The organism is Kordiimonas lacus (assembly GCF_001550055.1).
Taxonomy (GTDB): domain Bacteria; phylum Pseudomonadota; class Alphaproteobacteria; order Sphingomonadales; family Kordiimonadaceae; genus Kordiimonas; species Kordiimonas lacus.
The window spans coordinates 1-20158 of record NZ_LRUA01000003.1; the positions used below are offsets into that span (position 1 = coordinate 1).

Below are 20158 nucleotides of genomic sequence, written 5' to 3' on the forward strand. Positions count from 1 at the left end.
CCCATTTGCATACGCATGCCAAAGGTGTTGCCTCTTTGGTGTGTGTCACCATCGGTGCTGAAGTCGGTAGCGCCAATCATCAGGCGCAAACTCTCTGTCGCGTACCAATTCAGGGAAGCAGCCCACGTATGACCATAGGTGCCCTGCCCCCTGTCCTGCAGGTCCAGGCGGCTATAGCGCACGGACACCTCCCACGCACCTGCGCCGTGGCCAAGGGGCTGGGCTGGCACCAACGCAGCAACGGTGCCGGATGCAGCGTCATAGGGCCGATGCTCCCCCGTCAGCACATAGCTGGCTGCGACATAGCCACCATCATAGGTGTAGGTCTCTGTGCCCTTTGTTCTGAGGCCGCCATATTCGGCCTGTATCAGCCAAGGGCCACGGGAGCCCGCCACCTCAATATTCGCATGCCGATACCGGTCTGCCGGGGTAAGGCTGCTTGTGAACACGTCATCCCCGTCCAGCCAGGCTTCTGGCTGTGCGGCTAGGGACAGCATGTCATCCTTCTCATTGCGGTGATAGACCGACAGCCCAACATGCAGGAAGCTGGTGCCTGACAGGATCGGTGCATAGGTGGCACGGACATGCAGGCCCCAGCCATCGGTGTCTTCGGTATCCTCATTCAGGTCATCAAGCGACACCCCTGTCTGCAGGCTCCAGCTATCGCCGTAGCTGTGAAGGAAGGCCCCAAGCTGGCCCCCTGTACCTACCTCAAAGGCGTCCGAGACCATGCTACGTTCCGGCAGGCCGCCATCGCGTTCGCTCGTGGCTGCAGACATGGTGTGATAAACCTTATAGTGACCAAGCGACAGCGATGTGTTTTCCGTCACCCTATAGTGCAGGTAGCTGTCATCCAGGCTGACGTTGCCGCCTGAGGGCATCGCCAGTTCCACCTGACCGCCCAGCCGGTCTGACACCTCAACCCCAACCCCGGCCTTCAGACTGCGCAACACATCCCCCGCCGACAACATCGGTGCACCCGCAGGGCTCACGTCCGTGGCGTCCAACTGAAGCTGACCGAAAAAATCAACCTCGGACGCCTCGGTCGTCTCGCTAAAGGCCGCAAGCCCCCCTGCGATGGCCCGTATGCATCATCGTTTCCTCATCTTGATATAATCCATTTAACGGGTGTATCGCGTCAGCCTAGGCGTTTGACGCCCTGCGCAAGAAACCTTCCAGGCACTCATAATAGGCTTCTGGTTCCTCGAAAAACGGCATGTGAGAACTTTCAAGAAACACACGCACCTCAGAATTTGGCAGTGCATCATGCATTTCCATGATGCAGGCAGGCGAGACTTCGTCGAACAAACCACTCATCAACAGCGTGGGCACCAGTATCTTGGGCATGTCTGGAACACGGTTCCAGTCTTTCATGTTACCGGTATATGTAAATTCATTTGGCCCCTGCATGGCCATATAGGGGCCCATATTCCAGTCATCCAATGACCGATTTAACGCCGCAGGCCATTCATCCAGCCGACAAACATGTCGGTAATTCAACAACGTGATAGCCGCTTCATATTCGGGATGGTCAATTGTTCCATCGGCTTCTCGGCGTTTCATCATAGCTACTGTATCTGAGCCCAGAGCTTCCCTCATCTTGAGAAGGTCCGTAACCAGGCGCGGAATATTACAATTGCCATCCGCGAGGATCAGGGACTTCAGGTTCTCCTGGTGCGTCAGCGCGTACTCTGTACCCATCCACGTGCCCCACGATTGGCCGAGAAAATGGATTTTCCCTAGGTTCAGCGCTTTTCTGACCTGTTCAGCTTCTGCGACATAACGCTCAAGCGTCCACAGACTTGTATCATCCGGCCTATCCGACCGGCCGCACCCCAACTGGTCCCAGGCCACCACCCGGAAGCCCCGATCTGCCATCAGGCTGTGACTGTCTCGCACATAATCACATGGCAGGCCCGGCCCCCCGTTGGCACAAAACAATACTTCATCTCCGGTACCGAAACTGTAGGCCACCACATCATAGCCTTCCTCAAGGCGAATGCGGATGACATCGTCGGGTTCCCGTTCTGGTCCGGGCGTTATTGGCTTGCTATTGGGCGCATTCATCTTCATCTCCAAAAAGTCACTTGTCTAAACCCAGATCGCCCGAACACGGCACTAGCGTTACCCGCAGATAACTGCTATAAAATATAGGCGATTAAATCTGTAAACAATATTGGCTACTATTTTATCATATGACAAGAAAAAATGCAGCAGAAGCGGCGGAAAATGGAGTCGCACAGCAGTTACAGGCGGATATTCTGAGTGAATATTTTCGCCCGGGGGAGTGGCTAAAGCAGGCTGACATTGAAAATCGGTACAATGCGAACCGGTTTGAAGTGAGAATGGCGCTGTCGGCTCTCGCTGCCAAACACCTGATTGATCATGTTCCAAACCGTGGCTACCGGGTTATTAACCCGTCTGACCGCGAGCGAGCGGAACTATATGAGGTGCGAACGATCCTGGAAACCGCCGCCGGGCGACTTGCGATGCAGAAATGCACCGATGACGATGTCGCAGAATTAGGCCAGATGGTGGAAGACTTTGAAGCCGCCATCAACACCGCCAGCCGTGCAGAGCTCATAGAGCTGAATATGGCGTTTCACAACAAATTCTACTCGCTTGGTGGCAATGACCTGTTGATCACCCAGATTCGGGAACTGCGGGATCGAGGCCTGCCTGGCCGGGAAGGTGGCTGGGAAACCGTGGCTAGCTTGCGTGCCAGTAACGAAGACCACCGGCAGATGGTTGAAATGCTGCGCCGCAAAGATGCCGACGGGCTGAATTATACCATTTATCGACACCTTAATCGCTGGCGGGAATTCTCTAAACCCGTAACAGACGAGAATACTTGAAGGCCCTTAGGCGGGGGATAAGTCCCCCGCTAGCGCCTTATGGAATAGGTCAGCCAACCCTTCCCTGCTGATGGAACACGGGTTGCCGCCTATTGACGGATCTGCTTCTGCAGCCGTCGCAAGCGCGGGGATATCCTCTTCCCGCACCCCCAGAACATCGGCCGTATTCGGGATATCAAACTGCCGCCGGAAATCCATCACCCATTCAAACACACTATCAAACCCGGGGTTTTCCAGCCCCAGGAACGCCCCAAGGCGTATCATTCTCTCCTCGATGGCGGGCCTGTTCCTGAGCATCACAAAGGGCAGGAACACGGCGTTCGCAAGCCCATGGTGTGCGCCGTAAAAGGCACCCACAGGGTGGCTAAGCGCATGCACGGCCCCAAGGCCCTTCTGGAAAGCAGTTGCCCCCATACTGGCCGCCACCAGCATATGGGTGCGGGCCTCGATATGGCCGGGTTCATTATAGGCAACCGGCAGCCATTCTTTTATCAGGCGCATGCCTTCAAGGGCGATACCGTCCGCCATCGGATGATAACCGGGTGCGCAATAGGCTTCAAAACAATGGGTAAAAGCGTCAAGCCCGGTTGCGGCGGTCAGGCCTGCCGGCAAGCCAACTGTCAGCTCAGGGTCTGACAAAACTGCCACCGGTAGCATTTTGGGGTGAAAGATGATCTTCTTCTCATGGGTGTCTGGGAAGGTAATCACAGATGCACGCCCCACTTCAGACCCCGTGCCCGCCGTGGTTGGCACAGCGATCACCGGCGACACACCGGCTTCATTCACCCGCAACCAATTGTCGCCCGCGTCTTCGAAATCACGCAAGGGGCGATCTTGCCCCGCATAAAGGGCAATCGCTTTCCCTGCATCCAGGCCGCTGCCGCCGCCAAGGGCCACGACACCGTCGTGCCCACCTTGGCGAAAGGCTACCGCGCCATCTTCCACATTCGTGACTGTCGGGTTGCTGTCAACCGCATCAAATAATGCCGCACCCAACCCGGCTTGAGCCAACTGGGTCACAATCTCGGCGGTGAACGGAAGCCCCGCGGTGCCCCGGTCGGTCACCACCAACGGCTTGGTTATACCAAATTGCCCGCACAAGCCCGCTAATTCGCGGATGCGACCAGCGCCGACGCGCACCGCAGTGGGATAGTTCCAATTCGCAGAGAAATTTACCTGTTCCGATGTCATGAAAATTGACCCTAAGAATATTTGAAATTGAAAGATTTTGGCCGCGTCAGAGCATCATAGCCATAGCGCGACAGTGTGCAGCCCTTGCCGGTATCCTTGACACCTGCCCACGCCAGAGCGGGTTCAAGTGCGTCACACCGGTTCATGAACACAGTACCCACTTCAAGCTTGTCAGCAATCTTAAGCGCAGCAGCCTCATCACAGGACCAGATGCTGGCGGTCAATCCATAAGGGCTGTCATTCATCAGTTTGATCGCTGCGTCGTCATCTTCCACTGGCATAACCCCCACAACCGGGCCGAAGGTCTCCTCTGTCATGATGGACATGGAATGATCGACATCCACGAGGATTTGAGGGGCCACATAGGGCGTCCCAGGTTTCGCCACCTGAAACACAGTCTCGTCCACCAGCGGCCTGGCGCCCGCAGAGACTGCCTTGGCTATCTCACTCCGGATATGCTCTGCCGCTTGAACATTTACAACCGGCCCCAGTGTGGTTGTCGGGTCCAGCGGATTTCCCAAGCGGTATCCCTTGGCGATGGTCGCGCATGCCTCGACAAACTCGTCATACCGCTCCGCCGCCACATAGATGCGCTCAATACCACAGCAGGACTGACCAGAATTGAACATGGCGCCGTCCACAAGCCCTTCGGCAGCGGCCTGAATATCGGCGTCTGCGCGCACATAGGCCGCGTCCTTGCCCCCCAGCTCAAGCCCCATGCTGAGAAACCGGCCGGCTGCCGCTGTTTCCATTTGCGCGCCACCCCCAACAGAGCCGGTGAAGGCTACATGATGAATATCCGCTTCTCGCACGACTGCAGTTGTTGTTTCCCTGCTCAAGTGCAGGCACTGGAACAGGCCCGCAGGCAAGCCAGCCGCATCGAAGGCTTCAGCGAAGCGTTCACCAATCAAGGGGGTTTGGGCAGACGGCTTCAACACCACGGCATTCCCCGCCGCAAGTGCCGGGATGATAACGTTCACCGCCGTCAAATAGGGGTAGTTCCAGGGACTGACAACAAGCACCACGCCAAGCGGCGCCCGACGGATGAAATGATGCTGCCCCTCTGGTGCCTCGCACGACAAGCCTGCGAGTGCCTCTTCGGCAATGGAGAGCATATAGCGTGCGCGCCCGGCCATCCCGGCAATTTCGCCCGGTGTCTGGCTGATGGGGCGCCCCATCTGTAAGGTGATTTCGCGGGCGAGGTCATCTGCCTGGACCACCATATAGTCAATGGCATTCTCAAGGAGCCTCACACGCTCTTTCACTGGCACACTCGCCCACGCAGTCTGAGCAATGCCTGCACCGTCAATGCACGCAAAGGCCTGCTCTTTTTCAATATATGGCCGTTCGATTACGATCTGGCCATCAATGGGGGAAACTGTTTTTACTGACATACCTACTGAACCACGCCTAGATAATTTCGAAATATCGATTGAGTTCCCAATCGGTGACATGCTTGCGGAATTCGCGTTCCTCCCACTCGCGGGTAGCCGCGAAATGGTCAACGAAAGCGTCGCCAAACCAATCCCTTGCCGCTGTACTTGCCCGCAGGCGCTGGGCCGCATCCCACAGTGTCAGCGGCAGCTTGTGTTCGTCGCCAACAGGGACGTCGTACGCATTACCGGTCATCGGTTGGCCCGGGTCGCGCTCGTTTTCAACGCCCCAGAGACCAGATGCGATCGCCGCCGCCAGCGCAAGATACGGGTTCGCGTCCGCAGCCGAAATCCGGTATTCCACCCGCTGGCTTTTCTTGCTGCCGGGAATTACCCGCAAGGCACACGTACGGTTTTCCACACCCCAGGTGGATGTGGTGGGTGCCCAGAAACCCGGTACCATTCGCCTGTAAGCATTGATGGTGGGGGCAATCATGGCCAGCATTTCCGGCATCCCATCCCGTTGGCCCGCAACGAATTGACGCATCACCGGGCTCATCCGGTGTTCAGCCTCCTCCTTAAAGAAAGCCGACTGGTCATCCTTCCATAAGGACAGGTGCATATGGCCGCTTTGACCCGGCCATTCCTGACAAGTTTTCGCCATGAAACTAACCATTTTGCCATGGGCACGGGCGACCACCTTCGCCATCAGCTTAAAAAGCGCTGCATTGTCGGCGGCGGCAAGGCCGTCATTCACCGTAATGGCGGCCTCCAGAACACCCGCGCCGGTTTCTTCGTGCAGCCCTTCGATCTGGATACCCATATCGGCAGCACCCTTCAGAAGGGCCTGGTAAAATTCAGCATGCTCGCACGAGCGTAGTGCGGAATAGCCAAAAGCGCCTGGCGACAAAGGCGTCAGATTACGGAACCCTTTTTCACGCGCACTTTCAGGCGTTTCATCAAACACGAAAAACTCATATTCGATACCGGCCTTAACTGTGTACCCCATGTTTTTCGCGCGATCGAGGACACGCTGCAGCAGGTTGCGAGGACAGATTTCTGCGGCCTTACCCGTAAATTCCGCTAGAAAAAAGGGCGTGCCGCCCTCTGCCGCAAGCGTGCGGTAGCTTTCCGGTACGATGCGAGCCTGTGCATCTGGATAGCCAGTATGCCAGCCGGTGAACGACACGTTGTCATAAAGCTGGTCATCCATATCCCAGCCCATCACGACATCACAGAAGCCAAACCCGCCCTCAAGCGCCGATAGAAATTTGTCAGCCGACAGATACTTGCCCCGAAGGATGCCATCGATATCAAACAGGCCAACCTTCACGTGACGATCTCTGTTCGCGGAAATCATCGTCTTGACCTCTGCCAAGCTCACCATGCTTTATCCTCCGTAATCTAAAACCTCAAAATAGTAGCCAATTTGTACGCCAATTATAGAATGCCCGCAACAGCTAACTGAACATTGGGAAACGCGGGGGTAATCTTTACAGCCGAAAATTAGTGATACCGTCGTCAAAACGGTCGTAATCGTCATACTTTAGCAGGTCATATAGTTGCCTACGTGTCTGCATATCCGAGACCACGCTTTCCTGGTTTCCGTCCCGCGCAAGAGCGTCAAGACCTCGCGCCATCGCCTCCATGGCAAGCCGCAACAGGGTGACCGGATAGATAGCCATATTGTACCCCAGATTATGCAATTGATCGAGCGACAGCAAAGGCGACTTTCCGAACTCGGTCATATTCGCCAGAAGTGGCACGCTAATGGCACTTCGAAAAGCCTCAAACTCAGCCTCATTCGCCAGGGCTTCCGGGAATACCGCGTCCGCGCCAGCATCCACATAAGCCTTGGCCCGATCAGTCGCCGCGCTCAGGCCTTCGGTGGCGCGGGCATCAGTACGAGCCATCAGCAGGAAATTATCATCCGCCAACACCTCTTTCGCTGCACGTATCTTCCGACACATTTCATCAACGGGCACCAGCTCTTTGTTGTCCAGGTGGCCACACCGTTTGGGCAAGCGCTGATCTTCCAGATGACACCCTGACAATCCCGCCCCTTCCAGGGCAGCAACCGTGCGCGCCACATTCACAGGTTCCCCAAAACCGGTATCAGCGTCCACTAGTGTGGGCAACGGTATTGCGGCCGCAATGGCTCCACTGGCAGCGACCACCTCTGTCGAGGTTGTCAGGCCGATATCGGGTAATGCCATCTGGGCAGAAAGCACGGCTCCTGATACATAACAACCGTCGAACCCCTTCTGCTCGATCAGCTTTGCGCACAAGGGGGAAATGGCTCCCGGCAACCGCAGCAACTGGCCTGACCTCAACCCGGTCTGGAACCGTTGACGTTTCTCCGCAACACTCAGGGAAGGCCGCAGCATCAGAATATTCCCTTCCTATTACATCGGTGAAGGTCTGATGATGGCAGTTCCGGCATCAATGCGTCCAACTGCGTCTCTTTAAGGCTGTTCAGCGCCTGCGCTGACGCAAGAAACCTGTCCTGCGCACTGATGGAGAGAAACCCATCTGTCAGGCTTTTGAACTTGCCGATATATTCAGGCCGCCCGAAAGGCGCCGCACCCGCGGGGTGCGCGTCGGCAACGGCCAGTTCATCCTCGATTCTGCTGCCATCTTTCATCTGAATTTCCACGCGTCCGCCAAAGGCGCGTTCAAACGGGTCCGTCGCATGATATCGCGCTGTCCAGCCAGCATCCTCAAGGGTTGAAACCTTGTGCCACAAGCGCACCGTAGCAGATCTTGTAGCGCGTGCTGGCAAATAGGACTTTTCATGGTGCCACTCCCCATCTTCCAAGGCCACGGCAAAGATATACATGATGGAATGGTCCAACGTTTCCCGACTGGCCTGGGGGTCCATCTTTTGCGGATCACCTGCACCCGAGCCGATCACGTAATGTGTATGATGGCTGGTGTGAATGGTGATGGCAGCAATCTTTTCCAGGTCAGTAATTCGGCCACGCATCCGTAGCGCCAAATCAATCAGTGCCTGGCTTTGATATTCTGCCGAATGCGCCTTGGTATAGCTTTCAAGAATAGATCTGACGGGCGCCCCTTCTTCCGGCAACTGGATATCATAGGCCTGCCCTACCCCGCCAAGCAGCCGGGCAATGACACCGTCCTCCCCTTCATAGATCGGGGATGGCGATGTTTGCCCCCGCATAGCGCGATCCACGGCTTCAACAGCAAGTTTGGCGGCGTGGGCCGGCGCAAAGGCCTTCCAATTGGAAATGTGCCCCTTGCGGGATTGCCGTGTGGTACAGGAAACATGCACCGCATGCTGAACAGCCTGATAGATTACATCCCGGTCCAGCCCCAGCAATGCCCCAAGCCCCACCGCGACTGATGCCCCCAAGTGAGCGATATGATCGATTTTATGGGCGTGCAGGCAAATACCACGGGTAAGCGCAATCTGAACCTCATAGGCGATGGCAATAGCTCGCAGCAACGCCTGCCCCGATGAGCCACATTGTTGGGCCACAGCCAGAAGTGCCGGAATATTGTCTGCCGGGTGGGAATAGTCTGCCGCCAGATAAGTGTCGTGAAAATCCAGTTCGCGCACCGCAACAGAATTGGCCCACGCCGCCCACGCTGCATCGACCCTGGCGAAACGAGATACACCAAAAAGTGTGGCGCCCCCAGCGCGCGAAAACGCAAGCGCCTGTTCCCGTGCGGCCGTCACCGGCGCCCGGTTCAGCGCAGCCATGGCTACACCCGTATTATCGATCAAGCGGTTGACCACCATATCCGCCACAGCATCTTCAGGCGGCGCGGCAAACGCCACACCGGCCAGCTTCCAGGCTAGCTCATCATGTTTCGAGTGTTGCTCGTGTGCGGCCCAAGACCGAACTGTATGGTGCGCCACTGTCATGTTTCAGATCACTATCAGGCGCTGGCGCGCACTATCCAGCCCTGCCTGCAGCCCCGTTTTCAAGGCACCGTGCTCGTTGGCAACAACCATCATGCTGGCACCATGGTCACGGGCGAAACGCTGCTCGACATCCGACCACGCGGGGAATATCCAGGGTTTGTCATTCGCAGCCGCGGCGGCAGCGATACGGGCAATGTCCTCAAAGTCTGCGGCGGACTGTTCGTAAGCGGGCCGACCACACGATAGGGATAGGTCTGTTGGCCCCACAAACAAGCCATCCACGGTTGGCAAGGCCGCGATGGCATCCACATCTTTCAGTGCCCCCGCAGTTTCGATCATGACATAGCATGGCTTGCGGGTGTCTTCGTTCCGGTAGAACGAAGCTGACGCAGGTTTATACCCGAACACTCGTCCTCCTGAAGCACCCCGACACCCCATGGGCGGATATTTTGCATAGGCCGTCACATTCTGCGCGTGTCCAAGATCCCGCACCTGCGGGATCAATACAGCCGCCGCCCCCCGGTCAAGCGCTTCCATCACAAACCGGCCCTCTGGCGCCCCGGCTTTCACGATCGGCAAAACGCCTTCAGCGGTCGCAAAACCAACAAGGGCATCCAAGGCCGTGGGGTCGAAAATACCGTGTTCCAGGTCCAACACCGCGAAGTCAGCCCGCAGATCTTTTGCCATTTCGATTGCGACTGTATTGGCAGTGGCCAGCCATACTCCCAACTTCATTATGCACCCCTTCTGATCAAGTCACCGCCAGCCACGCGTACGCCAGGGCGCAAGTTTCGGTATGTCAGGTCAGCCGGATTGGCTGTATTCAACCCTGGCGACTTCACAATGATGGTGTCGCATGCGATGGCATCGAAATCCGCCCGGTAATGGACCGAGCTTTTCAGCGCCAGGATTTTGGTATCGGCGGGTTCCACGCCCACATGACGGAACATAGCTTGATCCGCAGCCTGTTGCCTGACACTTGAAACCACGACCCGCATCCCGCCAATTTCCAGACAAGCCATCGGCCCAAGGGAAAAATCACAGCCGTGGTAGAAGGGACCGGTTCCGGTGAAGCGCCCGTCCCCGAGCGCCACTACCTTTGCGCGCCCTTTAAACGGCAACTCCTGCCCTGGTTGGGACTCTGCCCCCAGGGAGACCACAAAATCACTCCCCACACCCACCTTGTGGGCCTGCTGCGCAGTTTCTGGATCAAAAAGAACCCCCAGCGCGGCTTTGCGGCAACCTCCTTCGATCATGGCGCGCAACAATCCGACGGTATCTCCGGTGGCACCTCCGCCAGGGTTGTCCTGCGTATCAATCAACAGGAGGGGACCATGTCTATGCTTCGCCTCCTGCGCCACCGCCACAGCCTCTCGCGGCGACATCATCTTAAGACTGAACTCGTTTTCCCGCCTGCCAAACGCCATGGCAGCCTCATCAGCAACCACCTCAGCTACGGCTTTCTCTCGTGCGTAGACCAATACGGCAGGCCCGGCCTCAAAGGTATCAGCAAGGGGGAAGCCGGCGGCAATTTCAACTATGGCCCCGGCGGCATGCCCTAATTCCCTGATTTCCGCCATCACCGCTGCAAGCGGGCCATCAATCGTATCTTGTGTCCCAAGTGGCAAAAGGAATGGCATTGACCGCAAGGCTTTCATAGGCCGGTCGCCGCCAAGGAACGTCGCCAAATATTCCGCAGCACGCTGCCCGGTGTCGGCAATGTCAACATGCGGATAGGTACGGTAAAATGTAAGCAGATCAGCCTCAGTCACCATGCGGACGGAGACATTGGCGTGAAAATCAAGCGCCGCAACAACCGGCACATCGGGCCCCACCACGGCGCGCACGCGAGCAAGCAGGGCACCATCGGCGTCAGTCTCAGCTTCCGAGACCATGGCGCCATGCAAATCAAGAAACACAGCATCTACAGGCATCGCCTGTTCCAGGCGCGACAGAAGGTCAGCCACCACCGTTTCAAACGTGCCCCTCTCCACCACACCTGAGGGCCCAGCCGAACACCACAAGAGAGGCGCCATTTGCCATCCCTTGTTCTTCGCAGTCTCCAGAAACCCGGCTATCGCAATATTGGCCGGGCCAAAACCCGTGAGGACCTCATCACCCCTCAGCATGCCAGGCCAGGCATCCGCAGCCTGAAATGCCCTCAAGCCCGTCAAACCATGGGCGAAACTATTGGTCTCATGAAGGAAACCTGCCACAGCTACTCGTTTCACATCCCGAACTCTTTTGACACGTCTTGTGCGTGCTTAGGTGAAGGTGGCTCAAAGATCCGATCATGGTTCAAGCTCATGATGCTGCTTCTCGCCCAGGAAATATCCTCCAAGTTGATCTGCGCATGGACGGTACCGACCTTGGCGCCGGCATCAGCAACGACCCTTCCCCACGGATCTACGATCAGAGAGTGGCCAAAGCTGTACCGGGTGCCATAGTGATATCCTGTCTGCGCGGGGGCAATGACAAAGCATCCGTTTTCGATCGCGCGTGCCCGCAAAAGGGCATGCCAATGTGCTTCACCTGTCGCCTGCATGAAAGCGGCAGGCACCGACAAGATGGTTGCACCTGCCTTGGCCAGGCTACGATAAAGATGAGGAAATCTGACATCGTAGCAGATGCTCATCCCCAACACAGCGCCCGGTAATGCTGCAAGCTGCGCGGTACCACCCGGCCGATACAGATCAGACTCCCGCTCCATCTTTTGCCCCGGCACCTTGGCGTCAAACATATGAATCTTGTCATAAGATGCTGCAAGATCACCCTTTGGATCTACGAGCAGAGACCGATTGACCATGCTACCCGCGTCGTCGCGCGTTGTCAGGGAGCCAATTAGCAGCCAAATACCGTGATGCGCGGCACAATCTCGAAGGAACTGAAATGCATGGTGTTCTGCCAGTGGGGTTGCGTGAGCCTTCATGGCTAGATTGTCACCGCTAAGAAATTCGCATGCCTCCGGCAACGCCACAATATCAGCACCGTCCCTTGCAGCTTGGGAAATCAAATCGTTCAGTTCCGCCAAGTTTGCTGTTAAATCATCTGTTGCACAGTTCTGGACACATGCAACATTGAGCATATGAGCCATGGCATCCTCCTCTGGTTATGCGGGAAACGCGATACAATCTTCTGGGGTGAAACTGATATCCACCTGGCTACCCTCCAGGTTTTGTTCCGCCTCCATGCGCAGCTCGGTACCGCAGACATCCAGAATATATTGAAACCGTGCACCCAGATAATCACGATCACGGATTGACGCAGTAAGCGCATTACTTCCACCTGGCACGCCACTGCCGTTCACCAGACGAATATTTTCCGGTCGTACCGCCACACGCACTGCCTCGCCTTTCTTAACGCCGGGGCGAGCTTTTGCACGAATGGACACATCTTCCGCCAAGGTTATATTAACAGTGTCACCGTCATCGTCGCCTGCAAACCCGTCGATAAAGTTGCTGGCACCGATAAAATCAGCCACGAACGGGGAGACCGGCCTGCTGTAGATTTCCTCAGGTGTGCCCAGTTGCACCAACTTGCCACCTTCCATCACAGCGATGCGGTCGCTCAACGTCAGGGCCTCAATCTGATCGTGCGTGACATAAATTGTGGTCAAGCCCAACCGCCCTTGCAGTTCCTTGAGCCAGCGACGGGCCCGAATGCGCAGCTTGGCGTCCAGGTTCGACAGCGGTTCATCCAACAGCATCAGACGGGGTTCGTATACCAGGGTACGGGCCAGTGCAACGCGCTGTTGCTGCCCACCCGACAGCTCATGTGGGTAACGACCCTGATAGTTTTCCATTTCAACGAGCCCCAGGGCATCAGTGATGCGCTTCTGCTGTTCAGATTTTCCGATTTTCCTGATTTCCAGCGGGAAAGCCAGATTATCGCGAACCGTCATATGAGGCCACAAGGCGTAGGACTGGAACACGAGGCCACAGTTACGCTTTTCAGGCGGCATCATTGCCTGCTGGCCACCATCGTAAAACACCACATCATCCACAAGAATCCGCCCGCTAGTCGGCCGATCAAGGCCCGCCACAGCGAAAAGCGTGGTCGACTTACCGCACCCGGATGGCCCCAGGAGGGTCAAGAATTCTCCGTCTTCAACGGTGATACTGACATTATCGACGGCTTTCACATCGCCGAAATGCTTGCACAGGTTATCAATAATCAGCTTACCCATAAGCTTTCACTCCCAACAGTTTGCGGGCAAAGACCACAAAAGTGATTGTCAAAATAATTTGAATGACCGCCAGCGCCGCGACCGGGCCACTGTCACCATTGACCCAGAATTGCAGCATGGTGGTACCGATGATCTCGCTGCCGGGCGCGAACAGGAAGGCAGCCGACGCATATTCCTTCAGGAAGGACAGGAACAGCAGCACATAGGCGCCGAAGAGCGCGGGGCGCAGCAGCGGCAGAATGATCTTGCGCTGCGTGGTCCACCAGTCGGCCCCCACCGTGCGCGAGCTTTGATCAAGGTCTTGCGAGAGCTGCATCAGGGCCGGCGAAATGGCCCCAAAGGCCGTCGGGATTGTGCGCATGGTGAATGCCAGGATCAAAATCCAGATGGTGCCGTGAAGCGGTCCCATGAACGGGAACAGAAGCATGCCCCAGAAGAAACCGATGCCGGCAACGATCCCCGGCACAGCCCGCGGATAGAGCGCAACATATTCAAGCGCCCGCCGGAACCGGAATCCGGACCGGTGGATGATCACCGTGATCAGGCTGACAAAAGCGACCGCGACCGCCGCGCCGATACCCGCGACCAACAGGCTGTTGGTGATGGACCGCTGGTAGGCGTCATATTCGAAAATCAGGGCAAAATTATCAAAGGTCAGCAATTCCCATGGCGCCAGAAGCGGCGTCAGAAAGGTGGTGAAGGCCCTGAGCCCAAGCCCGCCAACGGTAACGAAAAGTGTCAGACCGAAATAGATTGCAAGCGTGATAGACACCGCCCAGCGGTATCGCCCCAGGTCGAAGATTTTGGGTCGCGTGGCCTTGCCCTTTACGGTAACGAACCGCCCTGCCTTCTTCAGAAGTTTGGTTTGCAGATAGATAAGGATACTGATCATCACCAGAAGGAAACAGGCAGCAGCGCCAATGAGGCCATAGTCTGGATTGGAGCCGCTATAGCCCTGCGTGTAAAGGAAGGTTGTGAAAAAGTCCTTGCCCACCGGTGTACCAAGGATGAGAGGTACCGAGAGCATTTCAAGGCACCCGATGAAATTCAGCATGGCGCTGTAGGTAATGGCAGGGCGCAACAGGGGCACCGTCACCCGGCGCAGTACCGTGAACGGCCCCGCGCCGACAGTTCTTGCCGCATCCTCAAGCGAGGCATCCGCCCGCGCCACCGAGGACGCACAGAATAGATGCACCAGGGGCGCCTGTGCTGCACCTGCCACGACAGCCATACCGGCCATTGTATAAAGGTCCCAAGGCTTGCCGCCGATCCAGCCTTCCACCAGCAACGTCACATACCCGGACGGGCCGTACATCATGAACCATCCAAAGGCCAGTACCAGGTGCGACACATACATGGGCCACAGCACCACCTCTCCAAAAAACTTTTTCCCCGGGATGTTGGTGCGCCCGATGAACACGGCGGTCGATACACCGATGATACCCGCGATCACCGTTGTCACCGCCGACAGGACCACAGAGTTTTTGAAAGCTTCATAGAATTTGGGGTTGGAGAACAACCGGCTGAAATTGTCGAGCGTCAGAATAGCCTGGCCGTCATAGATCGGCTTATCCAGTACCGCTTGATACATGATGGGCACCAAGGGCGCCGCCACCAGCACGAGCGCGACGACCGCGACCGAATACTGGATCAGTCTCGCTCTGGAAAAGGCTGCGCCGAACGGCTGCTCGTCAGATACTGCTGCATTTTGCATAACATACTCTCCGCCGGGCCGGCGCTTTTCTATGGGCGCCGACCAACCAGGTTAATTACTCAGTTTTTGATGCGGAAAGCCTGTTTCCAGCGAGCGAGGAATGCCTCGCGCTGCTCATAAGCTTCCGGGTCATATTCCACATGAATGATATTCTCTTCGCCAATCTGGTCGACGATCATGTCATAGGACAGGTAGGGCACTTCGTTTGCGCCGACGTCCGGGCGATATGGGGTCAGCCCCCCTTTTCCGACCGCCACCTGGCCTTCGTGCGACAGGATATAATCAAGCATCAACCGGGCGGAATTCGGACTTTTCGCCCCCTCAGTCACGCCCATATTACGATGGAAAATCGGGGTACCGTCCTCGATCAGGCTCCAGCCCATGATCTTGTCGCGGCCCGCCTGGTTCATGCGCGGGAACACCGTGATGCCCGATACGAAATAGCCCGCCACATATTCACCGGTCGTGACTTTCTCCACCATCACGGCGCCACCGCTCTCAGAGCGCGTAAGACTGCCAAGGTCATCAAAGAGCGGCCAGGCTGCGTCACCGAGTGCCTTGGTCACCGACCAGTGAATATCATAGGCGAAAGAATGGCTGGTGGCGTTATAGGTTGTCACCTTGTCGCGGTACCTGCTGCCTTCCTCCGTCAACTCTCGAATATCGGCAAGACTGTCCGGCGCATCCCGCAGCAGAAGCTTGTTATGGATGATCACCATCGGGTCGGCCGAGATCGTATAGAGCCCCGGCAGGGGCCGGCTCCATTCCGGCATCTTTTCCGCTTCAGGAGATGAATACTGCGCCAGCGCGCCTTTGTCAGCGAACCGGTACCAGCCGTCAGGCGCGCCCGTCACGATCAGGTCTGCCGTGCGTTTCCCCACTGAGTTTTCCGAATAGTAGCGCTCAAAACTGGTGGATGGGCCCAGATCGATACTCTCGATCTTGATCCAGGGATATTTTTCCGAAAAGCCGTCAAAGATGTCGCGCCAGTTATATTCGGCGATATTCGAATATATCAGCAGGCTTTCTTCGGCCCTGGAAGCTTCAACCATCGCGTCATAGTCCGCCGGATAATAGTCAGGCAAGTCAGTCGCGCCAGCCTCGGCCAAGGATATTCCACATAATATTGCAGACGCTACTAACGCCCCCTTCAAACTCCCAAGCTCCACTGCTTCCTCCTATGAATGACTCAATTTAAAAAATAGTAGCCAATTTATGCGCCATGCGCAACAGCTTTCTTTTTTGGCCGTCGCCGCAACCACAAAAGCCCCCCAAAAACAGGCAACCCAAACAGCGCAAGCCCGGCAACAAGTACGAACATTTGACCGAACCACCCCAGAGCCTTCCCGGTATGCAGCGGATACATCCATCCCAACACTTTCTGAGCTGATGCAGCATCCTGCGCCAACCTTGGGCTGGGCCGACCCTCGGGCGATATTGCGATACTGTCAGCAGCCAGCGGCCAAGGGGCGCTCTTTGAAGCATAAATCAGGTGGTAGCCGCCATCTGGCGAGAAACGGAATTCCTTCAACCGCCCACAAGCTTGGCAGTTGAGTGCTTCATCAACCCTGGCGACTTGCGCTTGCTTTACGGGTGGCTTCAAATCGCCGCCGCTCGCCAGCGCGCGTACCACCATGACACTGCCTGTAAGCACCAAGACAACAAGAAACGGCGCAGCAAAAACACCAATAACCCGGTGCAAATCATACCAGAGACGCACAGGTGGCGCCTGCCATTTGATCTTCAGCCCCTGTTTGCGGCGAAGCGGCCACCAGAAATAGAGGCCGGAGCCCACAAAACCGACGAGGAGGAGAGCCTGAAACACCAAAACCCAGCGCCCAGCGCCACCCCACCAAAGCCCCTCATGCCATTCGAACAGCCACTGAAACGTGCCGTGAAGTGGCAACCCGGCCAGGACGACGCCGTCATGCTTTCTGGACACAACAACAAATCGCCTATTATGATTCTCGGCTAAACGAACGACAACAGCGTCACCTTGTGGCGCCACATATGCGCGCTCCGGCCACACCTGAGGGTAAGCCCCAAGAACCGCCGTCACAGCCTCATTCACACCTATTTTTGCATCACCCCCCGCATGATGTGCAAGCTCAAGCGACTGGATCTGCGGCCTGAAGCTCAGCAACACCCCAGACCCCGCCTGCGCCATCAGCAACAAGCCAAAGGCAAGACCTAGCCACTTGTGAAACTTATAAATCGTGCGACGCATGGTTAGCACTCTCCACTTGCTAAAAAGAGTGCCCACCCCAATGATGATCGAGGTGGGCACGGGGAGGAGCCCTCATTTAGAGGGTTAGGGGTGAGGAACTGCCTCAGTAGCTGATACGGTACCGGATCGACGCCGTAGCGCCGGGTGCCTTCGAGTAACGATCACTACGCTGTGCTGTCTCGGAGATATGCGTGAAATAGTCTGTATTCAGCGCGTTATTGACCCCAATCGTAAGCGTGCCCGGTCCGACATCGCCGGAAACACTTACATCCAGCAGGAACCAATCATTCACGTCGCCTTCCCAGAAAGCCGTGCTGCCGGGGAATTTCTTCCGCGATCCGGAATAAAGCCCCTGTACACGCACCCGCCAGGTGTCGGCAAAATCATGCTCGACATACGCGGTAAGCTTGCGTGGCGGGATACGACGATGCTGGATATAGCGCTCGAACGTGCCGTCCAGGTCCCGATCTTCCTTACCTTCAAGCCAGGTGTAGCTACCTCCCGCCCGCCAGGTGTCAGAAAGATCCGCAGCGATGGTAAACTCGATACCGTACACCTCATCAGCGGTCCGACTCTCGATCACATTGTTCGCGGGATTGTTGGGGTCAGGGCTGAAAGTCAGCGCATTCGTTGATGTCGTATAGAACACTGCGAGCTCTGTGGTGATATTGTCGAAATGTGTCCGCACGCCACCTTCATAGCTGTCGATCAGGTTTGGCTCCGGACTCAAAATTTCCACATTCACGTCTACGGGATAGGACCGAAGCACACGCCCCACACTGGCCACCTCAAACCCCTGTGAGAAGCCACCGAACAGACTGACCCTATCGGAAACATCATAGGTCAGGCCGATATTTACTGGCGTTGCGGAATATTCAAGCGTACCGCCGGTGATTTCCGCCAAGGTGAACAGAGACGTGAAGTCCTTGATGGTCAGATCAGCTTTTTCATGACGAACACCTGCAGTCAGCGTGAACTTGTCAAATAGTGGCACAAACAGCTGCCCGAATACGGCACGGCTTTTCAGAACCTGAGTGGGCGCAAACTCGCGGCCATCAACAAGGCCGGCAACTGTGTCGTCATGCAGATAGTCAGCCCCCCACAAAAGCTCTGCACCATCCGACAGGAACGCAAGCGGTGTACGCAGGTCAAGCCGGAAGCCATATTTCTTGGATTCCGTATCAGACTGGGCCGAAGGCTTGTCGGTCAGCGGGAAGCGATTAGCCGAATAACCAAAGACACTTTTCGATCGCTGATAATATCCCTGAAGCGTTAGACCCGTGCCCATAACATCGTTATGGGTATAGGTAAGTGTACCCACAAGATTGTTATGGAATTGATCAGATTCCTCCTCGTCCACCCCATCCTTTGGAACGGCCGTTGCCTTGACCCCCTGGGACACGTCACCCGCGAGCAACGTATAGTCCGTATCCTGTTTCTGGCGATATTTGTTGATGCTGGCCTCAAGGCGCTGGTCTTCAGCAAAATCAAAGCCAATCTTACCGTAAAGACTGTATATGTCTGAATCGGCCAGACCACTGAAGCCATTTGGGATGGGCGCGATCCGGTCGCCATCGGCATCGAAGAAACCGCCGACTTTTTCATAATAGCCTGACGCCACATAGTCGAATGCGTCACTGCCGCCGCTCATGGACTGCCTGACCGACGGACGAAAGCCGTTGCCCAGATCCGTCAGAGAAAACTGCGTCCCAACCTCTGTGGTGAAGCTGTTCTCGCCCTTTTTCCCTGGGCCGGTAATATAGTTGATGAAGCCGGCGCCCGCGCTGTTGCCATAAAGGGCAGACGATCCCCGCACCACCTCAATACGCTGAATGACCGCGGGGTCGATCAGGCGCAGCTCGCGTCCGACATCGTTAAGCGTCGGCGTGATCGGCACACCGTCGATGAAAAACACAGGCTTTCGACCACGCAGGCTGGTGGTAAAGTTGGCGGGCGACGCAGAACTCGTCCCCATGCCAGGCACCAACTGCCCCAAGATAGCCTCAAGGTCTGTTGTTACAGCAAGCTGCTTACCCAGCTCTTCCTGACCAATGATCGTCACCGACCCTGGCATGGATTCAATAGACGCTGGCAAGCGCGAACCGGAGATAACAATCTCCTCCATAAGCGCGCCGTCAACCGACCCGGCATCTTGCGCCGAAACGCTTGCAGATAGCCCCACAATTGAAATGGCGATCGCTGATGCAGACATCATCAGCTTTTCACCTGACAGACAAAACATGTCTCTTCTCCCTAAAGAACAATTTATAAATTCCCAAGCACGCATGAAAGCGGTTCCTCGTAACTGATTTATAAAATAGTAGCCATTTTCGTAGCCTTTTTCAACGCCAAATTGGGGATGCATCCGAAAATTGCGAAAAATTATTACAATACTCATATTTTTCAAATAGTTATGCCCAAAGAAAATCCCAGAAACTTGCCGAATTTGGCTATTTTTCGACGAAGATAGCCCGCATCAGATCGTCAAAATTGCAAAATATTCTTGATTTTAAAGCCATTATTGGCGACTATTTTGAGGAAGCTCGAATCAAGAGCAACTGTTTAGTGTTTTATTCTTTATTGGGGAGTTACCGGCTGTGCCTGGTCAGACAACAGAAAACAATTTCCAATTATCCGGTTATTACCTTGGCGCATCTACCACCATCGCTTGCCAACATGACCAGCGCTTTTCGTTTTGCACCTACGCACCCCCGTCGATC

The 20158-nt window shown here is 56.0% G+C and carries 16 protein-coding genes; 1 reads left to right on the forward strand and 15 read right to left on the reverse strand.

What is annotated here, in order from left to right; genetic code table 11:
• Together KORLAC_RS03545 and KORLAC_RS03550 are read right to left on the reverse strand one after the other, a co-directional pair.
• Window positions 1-950 (reverse strand): OprO/OprP family phosphate-selective porin (locus KORLAC_RS03545; protein ID WP_160328587.1); only part of this gene is annotated, 950 nt, incomplete at its 3' end.
• 193 nt (window positions 951-1143) lie between these two features.
• A complete protein-coding gene (locus tag KORLAC_RS03550) occupies window positions 1144-2067 on the reverse strand; it encodes a proline iminopeptidase-family hydrolase (RefSeq protein ID WP_068303174.1) in 924 nt (307 codons plus the stop codon).
• A 128-nt stretch (window positions 2068-2195) separates the two neighbouring features.
• Between KORLAC_RS03550 and KORLAC_RS03555 the strand changes: the two genes are divergently transcribed.
• Window positions 2196-2855, forward strand: a complete 660-nt coding sequence (locus KORLAC_RS03555) for a GntR family transcriptional regulator (protein WP_068303177.1) — start codon at window positions 2196-2198, stop codon at window positions 2853-2855.
• Between the two features lie 6 nt (window positions 2856-2861).
• On the opposite strand, the gene KORLAC_RS03560 is transcribed toward KORLAC_RS03555, so the two are convergent.
• From KORLAC_RS03560 to KORLAC_RS03620, 13 genes are all read right to left on the reverse strand, one after another.
• The gene (locus KORLAC_RS03560) at window positions 2862-4046 is read right to left on the reverse strand and encodes an iron-containing alcohol dehydrogenase (RefSeq protein WP_068303180.1); all 1185 of its coding nucleotides are present in this window, start codon (window positions 4044-4046) and stop codon (window positions 2862-2864) included.
• A gap of 11 nt (window positions 4047-4057) precedes the next feature.
• Entirely contained in the window at window positions 4058-5440 is a 1383-nt protein-coding gene (locus KORLAC_RS03565) for an aldehyde dehydrogenase family protein (protein WP_068303183.1), read from the reverse strand.
• A gap of 16 nt (window positions 5441-5456) precedes the next feature.
• Window positions 5457-6806 (reverse strand): glutamine synthetase family protein, encoded by a 1350-nt coding sequence (locus KORLAC_RS03570; RefSeq protein ID WP_068303185.1) that lies wholly within the window; start codon window positions 6804-6806, stop codon window positions 5457-5459.
• A 106-nt stretch (window positions 6807-6912) separates the two neighbouring features.
• Window positions 6913-7806 (reverse strand): methylisocitrate lyase, encoded by an 894-nt coding sequence (prpB, locus tag KORLAC_RS03575; protein ID WP_068303187.1) that lies wholly within the window; start codon window positions 7804-7806, stop codon window positions 6913-6915.
• Entirely contained in the window at window positions 7806-9305 is a 1500-nt protein-coding gene (locus tag KORLAC_RS03580; protein ID WP_139167698.1) for an MmgE/PrpD family protein, read from the reverse strand. The genes prpB and KORLAC_RS03580 overlap by 1 nt, the downstream gene beginning before the upstream one ends.
• 9 nt (window positions 9306-9314) lie before the next feature.
• Window positions 9315-10046 carry an aldolase/citrate lyase family protein gene (locus KORLAC_RS03585; RefSeq protein ID WP_068303197.1) on the reverse strand — a complete coding sequence of 244 codons (732 nt, stop codon included), beginning with the start codon at window positions 10044-10046 and terminating at the stop codon, window positions 9315-9317.
• Window positions 10046-11542 (reverse strand): M81 family metallopeptidase, encoded by a 1497-nt coding sequence (locus KORLAC_RS03590; protein WP_074519547.1) that lies wholly within the window; start codon window positions 11540-11542, stop codon window positions 10046-10048. Before KORLAC_RS03590 ends, KORLAC_RS03585 begins: the two co-directional genes overlap by 1 nt.
• The gene (locus tag KORLAC_RS03595; protein ID WP_068303202.1) at window positions 11539-12405 is read right to left on the reverse strand and encodes a carbon-nitrogen hydrolase family protein; all 867 of its coding nucleotides are present in this window, start codon (window positions 12403-12405) and stop codon (window positions 11539-11541) included. The genes KORLAC_RS03590 and KORLAC_RS03595 overlap by 4 nt, the downstream gene beginning before the upstream one ends.
• Before the next feature lie 15 nt (window positions 12406-12420).
• Window positions 12421-13497, reverse strand: coding sequence for an ABC transporter ATP-binding protein (locus KORLAC_RS03600; RefSeq protein ID WP_068303207.1), 1077 nt, complete (start codon window positions 13495-13497; stop codon window positions 12421-12423).
• The gene (locus KORLAC_RS03605) at window positions 13490-15211 is read right to left on the reverse strand and encodes an ABC transporter permease (RefSeq protein ID WP_068303210.1); all 1722 of its coding nucleotides are present in this window, start codon (window positions 15209-15211) and stop codon (window positions 13490-13492) included. Before KORLAC_RS03605 ends, KORLAC_RS03600 begins: the two co-directional genes overlap by 8 nt.
• Window positions 15212-15270: 59 nt before the next feature.
• A complete protein-coding gene (locus KORLAC_RS03610) occupies window positions 15271-16320 on the reverse strand; it encodes an ABC transporter substrate-binding protein (RefSeq protein ID WP_068303212.1) in 1050 nt (349 codons plus the stop codon).
• Window positions 16321-16424: 104 nt separating this feature from the next.
• A complete protein-coding gene (locus KORLAC_RS03615; RefSeq protein ID WP_068303215.1) occupies window positions 16425-17438 on the reverse strand; it encodes a PepSY-associated TM helix domain-containing protein in 1014 nt (337 codons plus the stop codon).
• A 103-nt stretch (window positions 17439-17541) separates the two neighbouring features.
• Window positions 17542-19680, reverse strand: a complete 2139-nt coding sequence (locus KORLAC_RS03620; RefSeq protein WP_068303223.1) for a TonB-dependent receptor — start codon at window positions 19678-19680, stop codon at window positions 17542-17544.
• Window positions 19681-20158 lie beyond the last annotated feature (478 nt).

Excerpts from the sequence above, each read along its gene's own strand:
- KORLAC_RS03550 (WP_068303174.1), bottom strand. The coding sequence starts at position 2,067 with ATGAATGCGCCCAATAGCAAGCCAATAACGCCCGGACCAGAACGGGAA.
- KORLAC_RS03555 (WP_068303177.1), top strand. The coding sequence starts at position 2,196 with ATGACAAGAAAAAATGCAGCAGAAGCGGCGGAAAATGGAGTCGCACAG.
- KORLAC_RS03560 (WP_068303180.1), bottom strand. The coding sequence starts at position 4,046 with ATGACATCGGAACAGGTAAATTTCTCTGCGAATTGGAACTATCCCACT.
- KORLAC_RS03565 (WP_068303183.1), bottom strand. The coding sequence starts at position 5,440 with ATGTCAGTAAAAACAGTTTCCCCCATTGATGGCCAGATCGTAATCGAA.
- KORLAC_RS03570 (WP_068303185.1), bottom strand. The coding sequence starts at position 6,806 with ATGGTGAGCTTGGCAGAGGTCAAGACGATGATTTCCGCGAACAGAGAT.
- prpB (WP_068303187.1), bottom strand. The coding sequence starts at position 7,806 with ATGCTGCGGCCTTCCCTGAGTGTTGCGGAGAAACGTCAACGGTTCCAG.
- KORLAC_RS03585 (WP_068303197.1), bottom strand. The coding sequence starts at position 10,046 with ATGAAGTTGGGAGTATGGCTGGCCACTGCCAATACAGTCGCAATCGAA.
- KORLAC_RS03595 (WP_068303202.1), bottom strand. The coding sequence starts at position 12,405 with ATGGCTCATATGCTCAATGTTGCATGTGTCCAGAACTGTGCAACAGAT.
- KORLAC_RS03600 (WP_068303207.1), bottom strand. The coding sequence starts at position 13,497 with ATGGGTAAGCTGATTATTGATAACCTGTGCAAGCATTTCGGCGATGTG.
- KORLAC_RS03605 (WP_068303210.1), bottom strand. The coding sequence starts at position 15,211 with ATGCAAAATGCAGCAGTATCTGACGAGCAGCCGTTCGGCGCAGCCTTT.
- KORLAC_RS03615 (WP_068303215.1), bottom strand. The coding sequence starts at position 17,438 with ATGCGTCGCACGATTTATAAGTTTCACAAGTGGCTAGGTCTTGCCTTT.
- KORLAC_RS03620 (WP_068303223.1), bottom strand. The coding sequence starts at position 19,680 with ATGTTTTGTCTGTCAGGTGAAAAGCTGATGATGTCTGCATCAGCGATC.